Source organism: Nocardiopsis sp. LOL_012 (genome assembly GCF_048060475.1).
GTDB lineage: Bacteria > Actinomycetota > Actinomycetes > Streptosporangiales > Streptosporangiaceae > Nocardiopsis.
Map to the genome: position 1 here is coordinate 12,893 of NZ_JBHMIV010000042.1, position 18,861 is coordinate 31,753.

General features: G+C 71.6%; 13 protein-coding genes. 12 read left to right on the forward strand and 1 reads right to left on the reverse strand.

What is annotated here, in order from left to right:
* Window positions 1-130: 130 nt before the first annotated feature.
* The 4 genes from hisS to ACFHWE_RS21125 all read left to right on the forward strand — a co-directional run bounded on the left by hisS (window position 131) and on the right by ACFHWE_RS21125 (window position 7,887).
* Entirely contained in the window at window positions 131-1,444 is a 1,314-nt protein-coding gene (gene hisS / locus ACFHWE_RS21110) for a histidine--tRNA ligase (RefSeq protein WP_416603513.1), read from the forward strand.
* A 190-nt stretch (window positions 1,445-1,634) separates the two neighbouring features.
* The gene (locus ACFHWE_RS21115) at window positions 1,635-4,073 is read left to right on the forward strand and encodes an ATP-binding protein (RefSeq protein ID WP_416603515.1); all 2,439 of its coding nucleotides are present in this window, start codon (window positions 1,635-1,637) and stop codon (window positions 4,071-4,073) included.
* 149 nt (window positions 4,074-4,222) lie between these two features.
* On the forward strand, window positions 4,223-6,745 hold the full coding sequence (locus tag ACFHWE_RS21120) for a LuxR C-terminal-related transcriptional regulator (protein ID WP_416603517.1): 2,523 nt from the start codon (window positions 4,223-4,225) through the stop codon (window positions 6,743-6,745).
* A 293-nt stretch (window positions 6,746-7,038) separates the two neighbouring features.
* Window positions 7,039-7,887 carry an AMP-binding protein gene (locus ACFHWE_RS21125; protein WP_416603518.1) on the forward strand — a complete coding sequence of 283 codons (849 nt, stop codon included), beginning with the start codon at window positions 7,039-7,041 and terminating at the stop codon, window positions 7,885-7,887.
* Between the two features lie 55 nt (window positions 7,888-7,942).
* Here the strand turns inward: ACFHWE_RS21125 and ACFHWE_RS21130 are convergent, their stop codons facing one another.
* Window positions 7,943-8,455, reverse strand: coding sequence for an ATP-binding protein (locus ACFHWE_RS21130; RefSeq protein WP_416603519.1), 513 nt, complete (start codon window positions 8,453-8,455; stop codon window positions 7,943-7,945).
* 650 nt (window positions 8,456-9,105) lie between these two features.
* Here ACFHWE_RS21130 and ACFHWE_RS21135 point away from each other — a divergent pair.
* The 8 genes from ACFHWE_RS21135 (at window position 9,106) to ACFHWE_RS21170 (ending at window position 18,855) form a co-directional block, all read left to right on the forward strand.
* The gene (locus tag ACFHWE_RS21135) at window positions 9,106-9,816 is read left to right on the forward strand and encodes a Crp/Fnr family transcriptional regulator (RefSeq protein WP_416603521.1); all 711 of its coding nucleotides are present in this window, start codon (window positions 9,106-9,108) and stop codon (window positions 9,814-9,816) included.
* A 95-nt stretch (window positions 9,817-9,911) separates the two neighbouring features.
* The gene (locus ACFHWE_RS21140; protein WP_416603522.1) at window positions 9,912-10,658 is read left to right on the forward strand and encodes a hypothetical protein; all 747 of its coding nucleotides are present in this window, start codon (window positions 9,912-9,914) and stop codon (window positions 10,656-10,658) included.
* A gap of 19 nt (window positions 10,659-10,677) precedes the next feature.
* The gene (locus ACFHWE_RS21145) at window positions 10,678-13,323 is read left to right on the forward strand and encodes a hypothetical protein (protein WP_416603523.1); all 2,646 of its coding nucleotides are present in this window, start codon (window positions 10,678-10,680) and stop codon (window positions 13,321-13,323) included.
* The gene (locus ACFHWE_RS21150) at window positions 13,320-14,369 is read left to right on the forward strand and encodes a hypothetical protein (protein WP_416603524.1); all 1,050 of its coding nucleotides are present in this window, start codon (window positions 13,320-13,322) and stop codon (window positions 14,367-14,369) included. The genes ACFHWE_RS21145 and ACFHWE_RS21150 overlap by 4 nt, the downstream gene beginning before the upstream one ends.
* A gap of 130 nt (window positions 14,370-14,499) precedes the next feature.
* Entirely contained in the window at window positions 14,500-15,720 is a 1,221-nt protein-coding gene (locus tag ACFHWE_RS21155; RefSeq protein WP_416603525.1) for an OmpA family protein, read from the forward strand.
* Between the two features lie 5 nt (window positions 15,721-15,725).
* Complete coding sequence (locus tag ACFHWE_RS21160) at window positions 15,726-17,201, forward strand: hypothetical protein (RefSeq protein WP_416603526.1); 1,476 nt, start codon at window positions 15,726-15,728, stop codon at window positions 17,199-17,201.
* A complete protein-coding gene (locus ACFHWE_RS21165) occupies window positions 17,198-18,304 on the forward strand; it encodes a hypothetical protein (protein WP_416603527.1) in 1,107 nt (368 codons plus the stop codon). Before ACFHWE_RS21160 ends, ACFHWE_RS21165 begins: the two co-directional genes overlap by 4 nt.
* A complete protein-coding gene (locus tag ACFHWE_RS21170; protein WP_416603528.1) occupies window positions 18,304-18,855 on the forward strand; it encodes a Pycsar system effector family protein in 552 nt (183 codons plus the stop codon). Before ACFHWE_RS21165 ends, ACFHWE_RS21170 begins: the two co-directional genes overlap by 1 nt.
* Window positions 18,856-18,861: the final 6 nt, after the last annotated feature.

Sequence of the window (18,861 nt, forward strand, 5' to 3'; positions counted from 1 at the left end):
ACACGGCCCCGGCCTCCGCCGCACGGTTGGCTCTAGGATGGAGACCACCCCTCCCCGTGCCGTGCCCGACGGTCCGTGCGGGGAGCGGAGCACACCCGTCGATCTCTCCCGAGGGAGCCGAGAACCCCACATGTCCCAGCAGCGTGTCGTCCGCCCCACCCCCATCAGCGGTTTCCCCGAGTGGACCCCCCAGGTCCGGGCCGTGGAGCAGCGCTGGCTGGACCATATCCGGGCCGGGTTCGAGTCCTTCGGGTTCGCTTCGGTGGAGACGCCGTCGGTGGAGAACCTGGACGTCCTGACGGCCAAGGGCGAGACCTCCCAGGAGGTCTACACGCTCCAGCGGCTCCAGGCCGACGCCAAGGACGACACCGACGCCAGGCTCGGGCTGCACTTCGACCTCACCGTGCCCTTCGCCCGCTACGTCGCCCAGCACTTCAACGAGCTCGCCTTCCCGTTCAAGCGCTACCAGATACAGCGCGTATGGCGCGGTGAGCGCCCTCAGGAGGGCCGGTTCCGCGAGTTCACCCAGTGCGACATCGACGTGATCAACGTCGACTCGGTGCCGCTGCACTTCGACGCCGAGCTGCCGCGGATCGTGCACGGGGTGCTCAGCGGCCTGGACCTGCCTGCCTGGACGCTCAACGTCAACAACCGCAAGGTCCTCCAGGGATTCTACGAGGGGCTCGGCGTCAAGGACCCGGTCGCGGTCATCCGCGCCGTGGACAAGCTGCACAAGATCGGCGACGACGGCGTGCGCGAGATCCTCCTGGGCGAGGGCCTCGACGACGGACAGGCCGACGCCTGCCTGTCCCTGGCACGCGTGCGCGGGGCGGACGCCGTCGAACGGGTCCGGGCCCTGGGGGTCTCCTCCGACCTGCTCGACGAGGGGCTGGAAGAGCTCTCCTTCGTTCTGGGGGACCTCGCCGACCTGCCCGAGGGCGACGTGGTCGCCGACCTGTCCATCGCCCGCGGGCTGGACTACTACACCGGCACGGTCTACGAGGCCTCCTTCGACGACGACCCCGGTTACGGGAGCATCTGCGCGGGCGGGCGCTACGAGGACCTGGCCGGGCAGTTCATCCGCCGCCGCCTGCCAGGCGTGGGCATTTCCATCGGTCTGACCAGGATCTTCGCCAAGCTCGTGGCGGAGGGCCGCATCGCGCCCGGGCGCGCCTGCCCCACCGACGTGGTGGTCGTGGTGCCCGGCGCCGAGCAACGGGCCGAGGCCCTGCGCACCGGGGCGCTCCTGCGCGAGCGGGGCTTCAACACCGAGGTGTTCCACTCCGCGGCCAAGGTCGGCAAGCAGATTCAGTACGCCTCGAAGAAGGGCGTCCCCTTCGTGTGGTTCCCGCCGTTCGGTGCCGACGGCGGGCACGAGGTGAAGGACCTGGAGTCGGGCGAGCAGGGCCCCGCCGACCCCTCGACCTGGACCCCGGAGCGGTAGCCTGGTGTGGCCGCGCCGTAGCACGTTCGCGGTCGGCATGGGCGGTTTCGGACCGCCTGTGCCGAAACCGGCCAATGTGGAGACAGGTACGGGCGTCCGGTGCGACACTCGGTACAAAGGCCGTGTCCTTCCCGCCCGCAGCGCCCTGGGCGCGCGGCGGACCGATCCGCCGTCCGAGTAAATCGAGGCCATGTCCCACCCCCGCCACAACCTTCCCCTGTCGGCAGGCGAGTTCGTACGATTCGTCGGCCGTGAGCGCGACATCATCGATCTGAGCAGAATCCTGGGCACCTCCAGGATGATCACGCTGACCGGAACCGGCGGTATCGGCAAGACCCGTCTCGCCCTCCACCTGGCCGAGCGCGTCCTGCGCCGCTTTCCCGACGGTGTGCGCTTCATCGACCTCAGCGAGGCCGCCACCCACCGCCAGGTACTGGCGGCGGTGGCGGCCGGCCTCCAGGCGGTCGAGGACGACTCCCGCACACCGATGGAGGCGGTCATCACGGCGCTGCGCACCCAGGACCTCCTGCTGCTGCTGGACACCTGCGAGCACGCCGTGGAGTCGATGGCCGAGCTGTGCCGGGAGATCCTGCGGCACTGCCCCCGGGTCCGCATCCTGGCGACGAGCCGCCAGCCCCTGCACATCCCCGAGGAGAACATCTGGCGGGTGCCGCCCCTGTCGCTGCCCGCGCGGCCCACACCCACGGACCCGAACGCGGCCGACCCCGCCCCGCTCCCCCGGCGCGACACCCAGCGCTACGAGTCGGTGCGCCTGTTCGTCACCCGGGCCCACGCGGCCCGCTCGGGCGGGTTCGAGATGACGCGCGAGAACTCCGGCTACATCGCGGAGATCTGCCGGATCCTGGACGGCATGCCGCTGGCCATCGAACTGGCGGCGGCCCGGGTGCGGGTTCTCTCCGTCCAGCAGATCCTGCACAGGCTCGACGACCGGTTCCGGCTGCTCACCAGCGACGGCTCCGAGGACCTCCCCCCGCGCCAGCGCACCCTGCGGGCGGTGCTGGAGTGGAGCCACGACCTGCTGACGGAGCCCGAGCAGCTCCTGCTGCACCGACTGTCGGTGTTCACCACCTGGTGCCTGGAGTCGGCCGAGGAGGTGTGCTCCGGGGACGGTGTGGACCCCGCCGACATCTTGCCGCTGCACTTCTCGCTCCTGGACAAGTCCCTGGTGGTGATGGACGCCGAGGTGAACGGCACCGCCCACTACCGGCTCACGGAGACCGTGCGCGCCTACGCCGCCGAGCGGCTGGCCGCCGAGGGCGGGGAGGAGGAGCGGTGGGAGCGGTACCTGCGGCACCTCGTCCACTGGTTGGAGGCCCGGGCCGCGGACGTGGGCAAACCGATGCCCTGGGGGGAGCGCCTGGGCCTGGTGCGCTTCATGGACCACCACCGGGAGAACCACACGCGGGTCGTGGAGTGGGCGGTGGCGCACGGACGGGTGGAGGACGCCCTGCGCGTGTGCGTGGCACTGCGCCCCTACTGGACCGTCCGCGACCTCTCGGCCGAGGGCAGCCGCGTCCTGGAGCGGGTGCTGGAGACCGACCCCGACGACCAGCCGCCGGTCCTGCGCACGCGGGCCCTCGCTCTTCAGGCGGAACTGCGCCTGGAAATGGACTCCGCGCCCCGCGTCCTCGCCCTGGCCCGGTCGGCTCTGGAGGCCGCTCGCGCCTGCCGCGAACCGGGGGCCGCCGCCTCCGCCCTGACCACCCTCGCGGAGCTGGCCCTGCGCACGGGGTCCGCGGACGAGGCCTACGGGCACGCCGAACAGGCGTGGAGGTGGGCGCGGCGGGCCAACGACCCGGTCACCGACGCCGCGCTCCTCATGGTGCGGGCCCTGCTGTGCAGGCGCCGCGGGGAGGCCGACCGGGCCGTCGGCCACCTGGAGCTCGCCATCGCGGCGGCCCAGGAGCTGGGCGACCGGTGGACGGTGGCGCGCGGGCTGCACGGACTGGGGTCGATCGCGGCCGAGCGGGGCGAGGCGGTGCGGGCCCGCGCACTGCTCTCGGACGCCCTGGAGGTCTTCACCAAACTGGGTGCGGCGCCCGCCACGGCGCGCTGCGCCCGGGACCTGGGCCGCCTCCACCTCGCCGAGGGGGAGACACTGGAGGCCCAGGAGCCCCTGACGACATGCCTGCTGGTGAGTTTCGCGTCGGGGCAGCGGATCGCCGTGGCGCGGGCCCTGGAGGCACTGGCCGACCTGGCTCTGGCCGAGGGCGAGGCCGAGCGCGCGGGGGCCCTGGCGGGGGTGGCCTCCGACCTGCGGACGTCGCTGGGCCGGCCCTCGGCCGAGACCGTCCGGCTGAGATCGGTGGTGGAGCGGCAGGTGGGCGCCCCCGCGGCCGCCGACTCCTGGAACGCCTGGCGGCACCTGCCCCTGGAACAGGTACGCGACCGGGCCCTGGCCTTCCCCCGTTCGGGCGGGCCCTCGTCCCTGACCCCCCGGGAGCGGGAGGTGGCCGAACTCGCCGAGACGGGCCTGTCCAACCGGGAGATCGCCGAACGGCTCATCATCAGTCAGGCCACCGCGGCCCGGCACATCGCCAACATCTTCAGAAAACTCTCCATCTCCTCCAGGACGCAGTTGACCGGCTGGGCCTCCGCCGAGGACTGAGCCCGGGGCGCGCCGGGACGCGCGGAAGCACTTGCACAGTGCGCGTGCACGCGCTAAACCAGAAACCCGAGAGTCCCTCCTCCCGACACCGTCCGCAACCCCTTCCGTTCCCGGGTGGGGCCCTCCCGACCGCCCCTACATTGAAGGCCATGGCACCTCTGACCGCGCCCGCACGCCACAACCTCCCCCGGCCGGGTACCGGGTTCGTGGGTCGTGAGCGGGACCTGAGTGACCTGCTCCGGCTCCTGGACACACGCCGCTCCGTCAGCCTGTGCGGCTCCGAAGGCATCGGCAAGACCCGGTTGGCGCTGCGCGTGGCCGAGCAGGCGACGGTGTCCTTCCCCGACGGGGTGTGGTTCGCCGAACTGGGCGACGCCTCCTGCGCCTCCGAGGTCTACGTGCGCATCGCCGAGGCCGTGGGGGTGATCGAGGAGCCCGGACGGCCGCTGTCGGCGACCGTTCTGGCGGCTCTGCGCCCGCGTCGGCTCCTGCTGGTGCTGGACCCCTGCGACCGCGCGGCCGACGAGGTGGCCGGGGTCTGCGAGACCCTGCTGGAGGCCTGCCCGGGGGTGGCGCTGCTGCTGACCGGCCGGGAGCCGGTCCACCTGACGGGCGGGACCGTGTGGCGGGTGCCTCCGATGGCCATGCCGGTGGCGGCGCGCGGCGCCCCTCCGCCCGACCCTGCGGGCGCGGAGGCGGTGCGCCTGTTCATGGACCGGGCCCGGGCACGCGACCCCAGGTTCTCGGTCTCCTCCCACGAGTGGGAGACGGTGGCGGAGCTGTGCGACCTGGTCGGCGGTGTCCCCATGGGCATCGAGGTGCTCGGGGCGAGCGCCCCGGGGATGGGCCTCGACGCGCTCGCCGCGGGGCTGCGGGAACACCTGGCCTCACCCACCGCACGCCCCGGGCCGGGGCAGGCGGTGGCGCGCAGCGACGTGCTGCCGCTGGTCCTGGGCTTCGTCCACAAGGACCTGACGGGGCCGGAACGGGCGCTGCTGGCCCGGCTGTCGGTGTTCCGCGGCTGGGACCTGGAGCTGGCCGAGCAGGTGTGCGCGGACTCCGAGGTGCCGGAGGCCGACATCCTCGACCTGCTCTCCTCCCTCCTGAACCGGTGCCTGGTCACCGTGTGCGGGGAGGTCGAGGGTCGGGTGCGCTACCGGCTCACGGGGGCCGTGCTGCGGTTCGCCCAGGGGCTGCTGTCGGCGCGCGGCGAGGAGGCGGGCTTCCACGAGCGGCTGCGGGACCGGATGCTGCGGCTGGTGGAGGGGCTCAGCCGACAGGTCGGGGTGAGCGAGTCGATGCCCTGGGTCGACCGGGACTTCGACCGGCAGCGGATCAGGACCGAGTACGAGACGCTGCGCTCTGTGCTGCACCGGGTGCACGGGCAGGGGGCCATCGAAGCGGGGCTGAGCCTGTGTGTGGGACTGACCCCCCACTGGGTGAGCTACCACAGCGCCTTCGAGGGCGAGCTGTGGATGGGCCGGTTCATGGAGCCCGACGAGGCGGCCAAGGCGCCGTCGTGGGCGCAGGCCCTGGTCTGCCGGGCGCAGTTGGCGCGCGTGCGGCGCGACGACGACCGGGCCCTGGAGCTGGGCGAGCGGGGGCTGAGGCTGTCCCGGGAGGCCGGGGACGACGTGTTCGTGCGCGTGTGCCTGAACATGCTCGCGCTCGTGGAGGTGCGCACCCGCTCCCGCGACCGGGCGGCCGTGCGGGTCGAGGAGGCCCTGCGGCTGTGCCGCGACTCCGGGGACCTGTTCGGCGAGGCGATCGCCCTGGGCACCCGGGCCGCCCTGGTCGCGCAGCAGGGCGACCTCACCGGCGCCGACCAGTACTTCAATGCCGCGCTCACCCTTCTGCGGGGCATGGACCACCGCTGGGGCGTCGGCGTCATACTCATGGGCCAGGCCGTCGCGGCGGAGGCCGGCGGCGACCTGGTGACCGCGGACCGCTCCTTCCGGGAGGCCCTGGACACCCAGCGGGTCATCGGTTCGGTCCCCGACGAGGCGCGCTGCCTGGCCGGGATCGGTCGTGTCGCCCACGCGCAGGGCCGCAGCGAGCAGGCCTACGACTACCTGAGCGAGGGTTTGGGCCTGAGCCACGCGGCGGGCCAGCGGGCCGACGCCGCGCGTGCGCTGACCGCGATCGCGCGGGTGGCCTTCGACGGCGGCGAGAAGGAACGGGCCTGCCGCATCGCCGGCGCGGCGGCGGCCGTCCGGGAGCAGTTGGGCCGGGACCCCGAGCGGGCACCGTGGCCGTTCGGGGACGCCGAGCGGCTCCGCCGCCGCAAACGGCAGTTGATCGGCTGGTGGGAGCGCGGCCGGGAGATGGAGTTGGCCGAGGCCGTTCAGGAGGCCGAGCGGCTGGCCGAGGAGGGTAACGGGCACGGCCCGGCGCGCGGGAAGGGCGCCTCCCGGGGCACCCGGGGTGCTCGGAGCGGCGCATCCGGCGCGGCTCCGGCGTCGGCGGACGGCGCTCAGCCGAGCCTCACCCGGCGGGAGTGGGAGATCGCACGCCTGGTGAGCGCTGGCAAGAGCAACCCCGAGATCGCCCGGGCGCTCTTCATCACGCCGTCGACCGCGGCGCGGCACGTGGCCAACATCAACCGCAAGATGGGGTTCAACTCGCGCAGCCAGATCACGGACTGGGTGGAGCGCAACGGCACCGCGAGCTGAAGGCTCCGGTGCCCGGAGGTCCGGCACGGTCCTGGGCGTTTCCCGAATCTACATATGCATATGCACCGCATAGTGCATGTGCATTCAACCGTGAAGGCGCTAAGCTGCAGGCAACTGGGGAACGGACCCGTGACACCGGCCCGCCCCGGGCCGGAAGGACCGCTCCGGAAGCGCCGCGTCCCGGAGATCGGGACGTGTGTCCGCACCGGATGCGGATGTGATCCGGGCTCGCCACGTGGAGGGGGCGTGACGAGCCCGGGTCGCCACAGCGCCGCGGCAGAGTTGGGGTTTGCATGGGGGTAGGGCTGATTTCGGGACCGGAACGACCAGGACGCCACCTGCCGCGCAGGGACGACCCCATCGGATCCCTGACCGGCGGGCTGTGCGAGCGGCTCCGGCTGCGCCCCGCGCTGGGCGGGACGATCCGCGGCCGGGGCAGCAGGGTGGACGCGCTGACGTTCGCCGCGACGGTGGAGCGGGCCGCGGCGGGACTGAGCCACCGGGGCATGTGCTTCAGCGACGTGGTGGGGATCCTCGCCCCGGTCTCGCCGGAGCGCCTCCTGGCCACGTACACGGTGATGAGCGTCGGGGGGCGGGCACTGCCACTGTCGACCTCGTCCGACCTGGAGACCCAGGGCGCGATCCTGGCCGAGACCGATGCCCGTCTGCTCCTGGTCACCGCGGACCTGGCCCCCACCGCGCTGGAGCTGGCCGAGCGCTCGCGGGTGCGCCAGGTGATCGCCTTCGGTGACGCGCTGGGGACCACCCCCTTCGACGAACTGCTGCGCCCCAGCCCGGACGGCAGCGGCTACCACCCCTCACGGGGGCTCTTCGACAACGGCATCCTGGGTTATGAGCGGACCAGTGACGGGGTGCTGGCCACCCTGTACCCGCACAGTGACCTGATGGGGCGCTTCTCGCTCCTGCGCGACCGGCTGGCGCTGTCGGCCGACGACGTGGTGGCGGTCGACGAGCGCGGCGACGAGCCCACGCGCGTGGCCCTGGTGGCCCTGGCGCTGTGGACCGGTGCCTGCGTCGTGGCCGGTGCCGACGCGCCCCTGCCGGAGGGGCGCCGGGTGACGGTCCTGTGCGAGCCCGACCCCGTCAGGGTGGCGCACCCGGCACCGGGGAGCGGACACTAGGAGAGGGTCGCCCGGCCCCATGCGCCGACGCGGGTGCGGCGAGCGCCGACCGGCGTCATGAGGGGGCCGGGTCATCGATCTCGAACCAGGCGACGTGGGTCGTCCCGGCCCGGTACTCCCCGCTGCGCGTGGCGCAGTTGTCGACGATGAGCCGTCCGCGGCCGTAGTCCTCGCCGTCCTCGCGGGTGTACCCGCCGTCACCCTCGCGCTCGCCCTGGTCGGCGACGGCGACGCGGAGCCGCCCGTGGCCCGAGCGCAGGAAGAGCGTCATGACGCCGCCGCTCTGCCCCGAGCGCGAGTGCAGGAGCGCGTTGGTGGCGAGTTCGCTGGCGGCCAGTTCGGCGTCGTCCAGGGCGTCGTCGCCGTGCCCCTTCCCCGAGAGGAACCCGCGGACGCGGGAGCGGATGGACCTGATGGCGGTGAGGTTGCCCGCGCAGCTCCAGACGGTGTGGTCGGTGGCGTCGCCGGAGGGGTCCCCGGCCTCGGTCCCGGGCGGGAGGGGTTCGGCGTCGCGGAGTCCGGGCGCGTCCGAGGACGCCTGATCCCGGAGCTGCCTCGTCTCCGCCATCCGGTCACTCCCCTCACCCGCGACGGACGCGCGGGGTGCGCCGCCTACAGCACACAACCTTAGACAAGGGCGGTCCGGGGCAGGGACGGCACACCCGGTTTCGGCGCGGCCGGGATCGGCCATACGGATCCGTCGAGTGTTCCCCCTGTTACGGACAGGGATCAGAGTACACACCATGACCACGATAATGTGATATGCAACACACTGCGTGGCGCGATCGTTCGACAGACAGGCGCCGATCAAGGAACGATGACCACCACCGAACCGGCGCTGCGCGGCGCGGGATGGCCTCCTCGGGGTTCGTGCGGTCCATGGAGAAGGGCCGCCGCCCGGCCCCGGCCGCGCAACTGGGCCCGGACTCCCCATGGACCCCGCCGCGCTGGCCCCGGCCTGACCATCTGGGGCGGGGCCGCGGGGCCGTCTGGCCCCGGAGCATTCCGCACCGCCCCGGGCGCCCTGTCCTCAAGGAGACATTGGCCTTACCAAAAGGACCATCAAATAGGACTTTTCGGGTTTTCATCAGGCAATTTGTGACTCAGCCGTTTATGAATGCTCTCGTCGGCGCATGACATTCGCGTAGCTCCCGGGAACCTGAGGCACCAGCCACACCTCAGGCCACTCCCACGGGTTTCGGCGCGAAAGGAACCTCATTGGACGCGAGCCGTGAGCACACCTGGCCACCGCATTCGGCCCTGGCCGGCCTCGACGAGAAGGACGTCGAGTACCTGCTCACCCTCGGCAGACCCGTCGACCACCCGCAGCAGAGCACGCTGATGAGACTGGGAGAGCGGACCAGCCACGTCCTGGTCATCCTGGAGGGGCACGTCAAGGTCACCACCGTCTCCAGGACGGGGAAGACGGTCCTGCTCGCCCTGCGTTCGCGGGGCGACCTGGTCGGGGAGCTGGCGGTGATGGACGAGAGCCCCCGGATGGCCACGGTCGAGACCGCGGGCCCGGTCTCCTCCCGGGTGCTGTCCGCCCGTGAGTTCCGCACCTTCCTCGAACGCAGCCCCGAGGCGGCCCTCACCATCAGCGCCTCCATCGCGGCCAAACTGCGCTCGGCCACCGAGCGCATCCTGGACTACAGCACCCACGACGCCCGCACCCGCCTCGCACGGGTCCTGATGCGGCTGATCCGCGACCACGGCGTCACCTCGGACGAGGGCATCGAACTCGACATACGTGTGTCCCAGCCCGAGCTCGCCTCGATCACCAGCCTCTCCGAAGCCGCGCTGTACAAGGGTCTGGCCGACCTGCGCCACAGAGGCATCGTCACGACCGGTTACCGGAGATTCACGGTGACCGATGTCCCCGCTCTCGCGGAGACCGCGGGATTCCCGCCCCGGACCCCCCACTCGTAAGGGGTCTTCCTCCCCCGCTCTGGAACACCATGGCAGACCCGCGCCCCCGGCGTGGGTCCGCAGAGCATGGACCGACACAGCAAGGGATGCAGCAGATGATCGATCTCAGGCCCCTACGCCGTCTTGTCATCACCCTGGACGCGGAGAACTACAGCGGCCGCGACCTCGACGGGCAGGGCGACATCCAGACCGGCATCGCCCAGGTCCTGCACGCAGCAGGCGCCGAGCAGCGGATGCACGGACTGGACTGGGACCGGCAGCCCCAGGGGGACGCCGTCCTAGCGGTCCTCCCCCCGGGAGCGGTGGAGGCAGAGGCCGTCTCCGACTTCATCGGCGCCCTCTACACCGCACTGCACCACCACAACCGGTCCCGCAACGAGGCCTACCGGCTACGGGTACGGGCCTCCGTCGACCAGGGCAACATCGCCCGGGCCGACAGCGGTTTCGCCGGTAACGCGGTGGTGTCGGCGTGCCGGGTCCGCGACTCGGACCTGCTGCGGGACATGCTCCGCACCAACCCGCACGCGGACCTGGTCGTGGCCGTCTCCGACTCCGTCTACACCGATGTGGTCGCCCACGGCGACCACGAGCTGTACCGGTGGTCCTTCGAGCCGGCACTCGTCGAGGCCAAGAACGGCTTCAGCGCCCGCGTGTGGGTTCACGTACCGGAAGCCCCGAACGACACCCGCGAACCCCACGACAGCACCCCCTCCGACGACCGCGGGCGCGCCGCCTCGATCACCTTCGAGAAGGGCGTCGACGCCCGCGGCTCGCAGGGGGCCAACTTCGGCTCCGTCGAAGGCGACCTCAACAACCGCTTCGGCGCCCCGCCGAGCCTCTGACCCCCCGAAAGGTCCACCCATGGCCAAGAAGGACGCCAACGGCAAGGACTCGCGCAAGCGCGGACGCGACCACGAGGACGAGCCCCGCGGCACCGCCCAGGACGACGGCCCCGACGAACCCCCCGCCCTGGAACCCGATACGGGTCCCAAAGCCGAATGGCCGGGTGCCCAACGGTTCCCCGCCCCCCCGCCGCTCCTCGGACAGCACGCCCAGGAGGACGGGGAGGAGGGCCGGGAACAACACGAGACGAAGGAACGGAAGGACCGGGCACGGAAGGCGCAGGAGGCGGACGAACAGCCCCCCGGCTGGGCCAACATCAAGGAAGAGGAGCTCCGCAACAACGAGGACACGCAGAAGGCCCGCAGGAAGGGGAGGTCCCACGACGGGCACAACCTCGGTTACGGGTCGAGCCGCCACTCCTTCGGCAACGTCAACGCCTCAGCCTCCTTTGGCGCCAGCTTCGGCCATGTGGGCGGCGACTTCAACAACTACTTCCTGTACAACACCGAGCGCGCCCCTCGAAGCGGCCACTACAGCGAACAGGACCTCGACGGCATCTCCGGACGCCACGTCGCCGCCCCCTCGGACGAATTGCTCATGCGCACCCTCGGCAAGGAGGGTGTCGTGTTCCTGCGCGGCACCGCCCTGTCCGGACGCCGCACCAGCGCCCTGTACTGCCTCGACCAGGCGGTGCTCGCATCGGGAGACGAACGGCGCGTGAGCATCCTGCGTTGCGGTGAGGATCTGACCGAACTCCACGCACAGGTCGAGGCGGACAGCCACGGGCCGGGCTTCCTCCTGGACGCCACCGGGGCGAAGTGGCCCCGCACAGCCACCGAAGCGGAGTTCCGCGCCGCCTTCGGCGGGTTCGCCTCATCGGGCAAGCGCGCCGTCGTCCTCGTGGACGAGCCCCTGCTCGCCACGCACCTGGCCCCGCTGGTCGTCGACCACATGGGACCGCCACTGGACACAGTGATCGGACGTCACCTGGCCTTCCTCATGGCCGGGCGCGACGAACAGCCCGGGGAGAAGGCGCGGAGGACGGTCCAGGGCATCAAATCGGGAACCGAGCCGGACGCGGCGAGCGCCACCGCCTGGCTCAGGTCCATGACCTTCCCTGAGGAGGCCGTGCTGCTGGCCAGAACTCTCGATCTCGCGGACCAGGGCGAGGCCGGATCGATCGACAAGGCCGCCGCGGATCAGAGGAGGTACTGGCTCGACCAGTACGCGCGGAGACTTCTCGCCACCACCGATGCCGCACGCACCCCCCGTGACCAGTCCCACATCCTGGCCGGCGCGGTTCTGAGCGGCCACCCGGAAAGCACCATCAGTGCCGCGGCCGAGGTCCTGGCCGACGTCCTGGAGGAGGGGCGCGAGGAGCGACCGGCGGCACCTCCCCAGTTCACCGAGCCCGGAGAACGGCGACTGCGGCACATGCGGGTCGAGGAGGTGACCGACCAGGGTCCTGTCCTGGTACTCCCCCAACCCGAACTCGGCGCCGCGCTGCTCCACGTCACCTGGTTCGAGTACTCGCGGACACAGAAATCCCTGGTCGAGTGGCTGGCCCTGCTCTGCGAGGACGAGAACTCCACCATCGGGGCGGTGCTCTCCGCCACACAGGCCCTGGCCCAGCTCGCCGCGTACGAGCAGAGCACGGTGTTCGAGCGGACCGTGGAACGGTGGCACGACTGGGTCGACCACGACCCTCCCGTGCACTGCCTGTGGGCGTCGTCCTGGCTGCTGGAGAGGCTGGTCTTCAACCAGTCGCCCACCCCCGGGACCCTCGACGACTCAGGGCCCGACGATCCCCGAGGCCGCATCGTCTCGAACGTGGCCCGAAAGCTGCGCGCCTGGGCCGACCCGGAGCGGCTGGAGGAAGCGCATGGAAGCGGCCGGGCGGCTCCCGCACACTTCCCCAGGTGGATCACCGCGATGATGGCCTACGGCACCTACGTCTCGACGGTACCGCCCGTCCGCGACGACCTCGGCGACGTCCTGCGCAAGGCCGCCCACCTGAGCATCCGCACCCGGAGGATCGCCCTGCTGCTGGCGTCCCCCAAGACCGCCACCGAGCTGTACAAGCTCTCGGAGTTCTACGGGAACGTGCTGGTGTCCAGCACGACGGACGCCTACCGTTCCGGGGCCCGGAAAGAGGTGGTCGAAGAGCTGTGCCGCTGGGTGGACGAGCGCTCGCCCGCGCTGCTCCTCATGGCGTGCCGTGTGATGCTCGGCATCGCCGCGATCCGTGGCGATGCACCGCGGGAATGGGCGGGTGCCGGGCATGTGGAGGGTGACACCGCCCCGTTCGACCTGCTCCTGTGGCTGTCCTCCGATGGGGCGGAGCTTCCGCTGGGAGCCCGTGAGGGAATCCGCTCACTCTGGATCGCCTCACTGAGCCACCCCGACACCAGACAGCTCGCCTGGCGCAGGCTCTTCCGGTGGGACCTCCAAGCCCACCCGCCGGGCACGGCCCATGGCGACACCGGGGCCGCCCCGCCCGCGACGGCAGGCATGCGCCGCTTCCTCGACGACCTGTTCCGGGAGATCGGTGGCGACCTCCGGCTGAAGCTCCTGTGGAAGGAGCTGGGCACCTACCGCAGACTGCGCCACCGTGTCGCTCCCGACCAGTTCCCCGACACCGAGGCCCCAGGAGGGTTCCGATGACCGATGACCGTGACCGGGGAGGGCGCACGTGGTGGTCGCCCCGAACCTGGCGGAAACAGTGGCGGCGCTTCCTGCGCTGGCTCGGCGCGTGGGCGGCGGACCAGCCGGCGGACCAACAGGAGACCACGCGCCTTCCCGAACCCGGCCCCCTGATCTCGAAGCCCTTCGTGGTGCCCTCGGAGAAGCTTCGGACGTTCCGCACCCCCGCCAAGGGGGACGGTTTCACCTTCGAGGTGCAGGCGAACGTGGTCTGGAGGGGCCACGTGACCGACGACAGCGAGCGCAACGTGCAGGAGTCCCGGGAGCGGGTCGAGAAAGCGGTGGAGGAGCGCCAGAAGTCCATCCGCCGGGAGCTGATCACCCTGATCCGGCCCATCGCCCGCACGTTCGCGCCGTTCCAGGCCGCCGAGCTGGAGGACCACCTGTACACGGTGGTCCCCGAGCTGCTGGCGACCCGCATGCGGGTCGCCAAACCCACCAACACCGACTCGACCGCGGGCCGGGTGGACGAGCACCGCTCACGCAACATCCACGTGCCCAGTGACGACGGCTACGAGATGGAGGTGTTCCTGTGGGTCGACTCCTGCCCCGAGATCCGGCGGTTGCAGCAGCAGATCTGGGCGTCCGCCACCATCGCCGCCGGTAAGGGGGTCGTGGAACGCCAGAGTCTGGAGACGCGGACGTCCCTCCAACGGGCCTGGCGGGACGTACTGACCGCGCTGCTGGTCTCCATGGGCGTGGACGACCCCAACCAGGCCCGCTGGACCGAACTCCTGGCCCTCCAACTGGCCCACAGCGAGGAGCCGGAGGAGACGGCGAGGATCATCGTCCAGCAGATCATGCAGCGGCACGCACAGGCCAAGAAGCTCCACGAGGAGCTCGCCGAGTACCTGTGGGCCGCGGACGGCGCCGACGGCCGTGTCCGCACCATGGACTTCGCCCTGGGAGCGGACACGGCCCTGGACCGGCTGATGAAGACCCTGGGCGTCCCCGACCTGGCGGACACACGCTCCGAAGGGCTCTCCGGCAACGGAACGGACCGGTGATCCGGTGCCCGGACCCCCTACTGGTAGGGGGTCCGGGCCAGGCTCCGGCGGTGAACTCGAATCAGAACCGACCCCCTGGAGGACTCCGATGCCCCCCGTCCGCCGTTTCCCGCTCCCAGTATCTGCATTGTTGGCATTCATCCTCGCTCTGTCCGGCTGTAGCTCGCTGATACCGGACGAGCCGGACCCGTGCGACCACGGCTCCGCCTCCCTCTCCGCGGAGGGGGTGACCGCCGAGCGTGTGGTGATGGTCGACCGCTCCTCCTCCCTGTGGCAGCGAGAGGACGGCATGCCGGACCTGAGGCAGGTCCTGGCCGATCTCATCATCGACGAGGAGCTCTACGGCAAGTCCGAACGACGCCTGGTCACGCTCGGGCTGTTCGACGGTACGGGCGGTCGCAGTTCGGCCACCACCTGGGAACTGCCCGGAACCGACGTGGTCGAGGACCGGGTGGACGACGAGCGGGAGGCCTTCGCCGACTGCGTCCGGGACGTGTACCTGACCGATGCGCTCTCCGACGGCCCGGTGGCCGAGGGCACCGACGTGCTCGGCGGCATCGCCGGCGGCGAGGCCCGCTTCGTCACCGGACGCGAGGCGGAGGGCGTGCTCCGCCACCTGGTGGTGGTGACCGACGGCTTGGCCAACGGCGGCTGCCTCGATCTCACCGAACTGGCGGACGAGTGGGCCGAAGCCCCCGAGGCCGCCGCGGAGGCGGTGGACCTCTGCCGCGACAGCAACGAGTGGCCCGAGGGCGACCTGGCCGGAACCGAGGTCGACATCCACCTGATGATGGCCTACTCGGAGGACGGCGACCGGCGGAGCGACGTCTGGCTGACCGAATTCTGGCGTGAGGTGTGCGAGGCATCCGCCGCCGAATGCGCCGTCGGACAGCCCGTCGGAACCCACGACGCCGAGACGATGGACGGCCCCGCCCCGGAGTTCACGCAGGACGCCCCCGTGCACGTCCCCGAATGGGAGGAGCCGTGCGAGATACAGGAACTGCCGGGGGACCTGCTGTTCCCCCACGATTCGGCGACCGCCCACCCCGAGGCCCTCGCCCTCCTCGACGAGCTGGCGGAACGCAACCGTGACTGCGCCGGAACCGTGACGGTGACCGGTCACACCGACTCACAGGGCGGTGACACCTACAATGACCGGCTCTCCCTCAGCCGCGCCGAGTACGTCGCCGACCATCTGGCCGACCACGGCTTCTCCGACGTGACCGCCGTGGGCCGGGGCGAGCGCGACCTCGCCTGCCCGGGCGACTACACCGACAACGACGACGTCGACCACCCCTGCCCGACGGCCAACCGGCGCGTGGTCGTCGAATTCTCCTCCGAGGAGGCCTGACAGCCATGACGGAATCGAACTCCGACGACGACGTCGAGTATGTCGTCGACCCCTACGGATACGACCGGGAGGCGGAGGGCCGCGACCCGGACGACTACCCCTACCGGATCGACCGCCGCTACAACCCGCACCCGATCAGCCCGGTCGGCCGGTCGATGGTGGACGAGCTGGTCGAAGGCCGGGGCGAACCCGTCCAGGACGGTGACCCGAACCTGGTGGAACCCGGAGAGATGGCCTGTCTGGTGCGTGCGCGCCAGAACGCCACCCAGGTACTGATCGACCAGGGCGTCAGCCTGAGGGCGCAGGCGTGCGGCGCGACCGAGTCCTACGCGAAGGCCAAGCAGGAGGTGGCCGGGCTGGAACGGCTCAGGGCCCACGCCGAACACCGGATACACACGGGTTCGGCAAAGCTGCGTGACCTGAAGGAGCGGTTCGCCCATGTCCCCGACAAGCTGAAGCAGCCTCCCCAACGCCTGCTCATGGTGCTGGTCTACGTCTCGATCGTCGCCTTCGCGATCCTGGACATGTGGTTCTTCTACAAGTTCACCGCCTACTACTGGGGGCTGGACCCGGAAACCGACCAGCTCCAGATTCTGGCCGTCGGCCCCCTGCTCGGCGCGCTGGTGGCGATGCTGGTGTGGGTGTGCGGCCTGCTTCTGGGGCGGAACCTCTGGTATCTGCGCGCCGAGTTGGCCGGGGCTGCCGAACGCCCCGAGACCGCGGACGACCGTTCCCGGGCCCGGGTCGCCGCGCGACGGATCGGGCGTGTGCTGAAAAGGAGCGTCCTCCCCCTGGCAGGTCTGCTCATGGCCCTGTCGACGCTGGCACTGGTGGGTTGGTTCGGCTACTACCGGGCCCTGGACGACTTCAGTGCGGTCCCGGAAGTGGCCGTCGCCTGGCTCATCCTCAGCCTGGGCCTGGGCGCCATGGTCATGAAGGCAGTCGAACAGAACCCCTACATCGACCGGCGGGCCGCCGCCCTGCGCGGTGTGAAGAAGGCCCGGCAGGACTTCGAAGAGGCCGTGACGGGAACCCGCAAGGCGGTGGAGAAGGCCGAACAGCACTCCTACTCCCTCCAGGGGCGCCGAGACGAGGCTATGGGGCTCGCCCGCAACGAGCTGGACCACGCCTGGAGCATGGCCGTCCTGCCCGCACGGCACAGGTCGGGCCGTTCAGGCGGCAACGCCCCGGCCCCCGCGGTCCTAGACGACGCGGGGCCGGGCGTCCAACGCCTCAGCCGGGTCCCCGACGACGAGGAGATCCGCGCGTTCTTCCAGGTGTTCGGGGACATCCCGGTGCCGCTCCCGGCACTGGCGTCCGTCCACACGGTCAATGAGCGGCTCGCCCGGATCGACCTGGACGGACTCAACGAACGGCTCGAAGCGCTGTCCGTCCCGCTGCCGGAGGTGGAGGACTTCGACGGCGCGCACGGAAGCGTTGAGAGCCGCGGCACCGTTCCCGACGCGGAGAGGGAATCATGACCGAGACGACACCCGCCGATGCTCCCAAGGCCGCACAGGACGCCGCCACCCGTGCGCGCCTGTGGGAGATGGCCGAGGAGGCGCGGGCCCTGGCGCAGAGCCACTCGGCGGCCGAGGAGGCCCTGGACCGGCTCGACGACACCGACCCTCCGCCCCGGGAGGAGCGCGACGCGACGGACGCCGACCACGCTCTGGTCGCTCCGCCCGACCCCATGCCCGAAGCCTTCGACGACGGGACGGAGCCGGACGGGGAGCCCCCCGAACCGGAGGAGCCGACGGTCTTCACCTGGGGGGTGCTCGCCCGCGGCGCCTTGGCCCTGGTGAATGCCGTCCTCGTGGCGGCTGCGGGTGCCCACCTCCTCCAGGGGCCCTTCCGGCCTCCGGTGACGGTTCCCTGGGAGCCGGCACTGCTGTGGGTTCCCGGTGCCCTGACCGTCCTGGCCACCGCCGGTGCGGCGCACGCGCTGCGGCGTACGGCGTCCGCGGCGCACACGGCAGCGGGGTCCCGGCGGGGCGACGACGAGCGGTGGTCGGTTCCGGCGGCCCTGGTGTTCGTGTGCGGGGCGGCGACCACCGCGGTGGTCCTGGCCCTGTGGACCCTGGTGTGGACCGGTGACCCACCGCTGACGGCCCTGGGCGCCGCGGTCGGGGTGATCGTCTCCCTCGCTCTGGTGCCGCCGAGGGCACCGGACCACCGGGCGGAGACCTCCCCCGGATCACTCATGAGGAGGTCCTCCGAACGCGGCGCCGCCCGCGAGCGGCGCCGGGAGAACCGCCGCGTCGCGCGTCGCTGGCGGCAGGAGAGGGGGCGGGCCCGTGCCGCCATCCGTGCCCACACCAGGGCCTGGCAGTCGGTGCACCACCGGTGCCACGCGGAGGTGGAGTCGGGCAATGCGCAGGCCGAACGCCTGGCCCAGGCCCTGTACGACCTGCGCGGCGACATGTTCGGGCGCGAACTGCCCGGGGACTCCGACGACGCGCCGGCGGTCCCCCCTCTGGTGGGCACTCTGGAAGTGGTGGTCCACAACCTGACCGTCTACCATCCCGACCGCCTGACACGGCGGCTGCGGGAGAACGGCGAGCGGGCGGCGGGTGAGGTGTGATGGCTGGACGGTCGCACTTCCTGCGCCGCCGGTCCGATCCACCGGAGGCCGATCAGCACGAGGAGCGGGTCCGGGCCTACACGGCGGCCCTGCTCGCGGAGACCCGGGAGGAGTTGGCCCGGGCCGACCAGAAGGCGGCCATCCTGCTGGCCGCCGCCGGTGTCGTGATCGGCGCGCTCTTCGCCTCGCTTCTGGGAGGGGGCGGCCAGCCCGAGGGGCTGGGTCCGCTCTGGCGCGCGCTCTGGTGGGGCGGCGCGCTCACGGCTCTTCTGGGAGCGGGGTGTTTCGGCTTCGCGGTCCTGCCCCGCACCGTGCACCGGGCCGGGCGGACGGAGATCGTGGGCTTCTACGGGGACGTCGCCGCCTATGCCGATGACGGGGCGCTGCTCAGGGCGCTGGCGGTGTCCAGCGACCACACGTTGGACCGTGTGGTCTCCCAACTGCGCGCCATAGCGCACATCGTGGTGCTCAAGTATCGGCTGGTGCGGTGGGGCATCCTTCTGTTCGGAGCCTCGGTGCTGTGCCAGGCGGTGGTGCTCGCCTTCGCGTGAGACGGC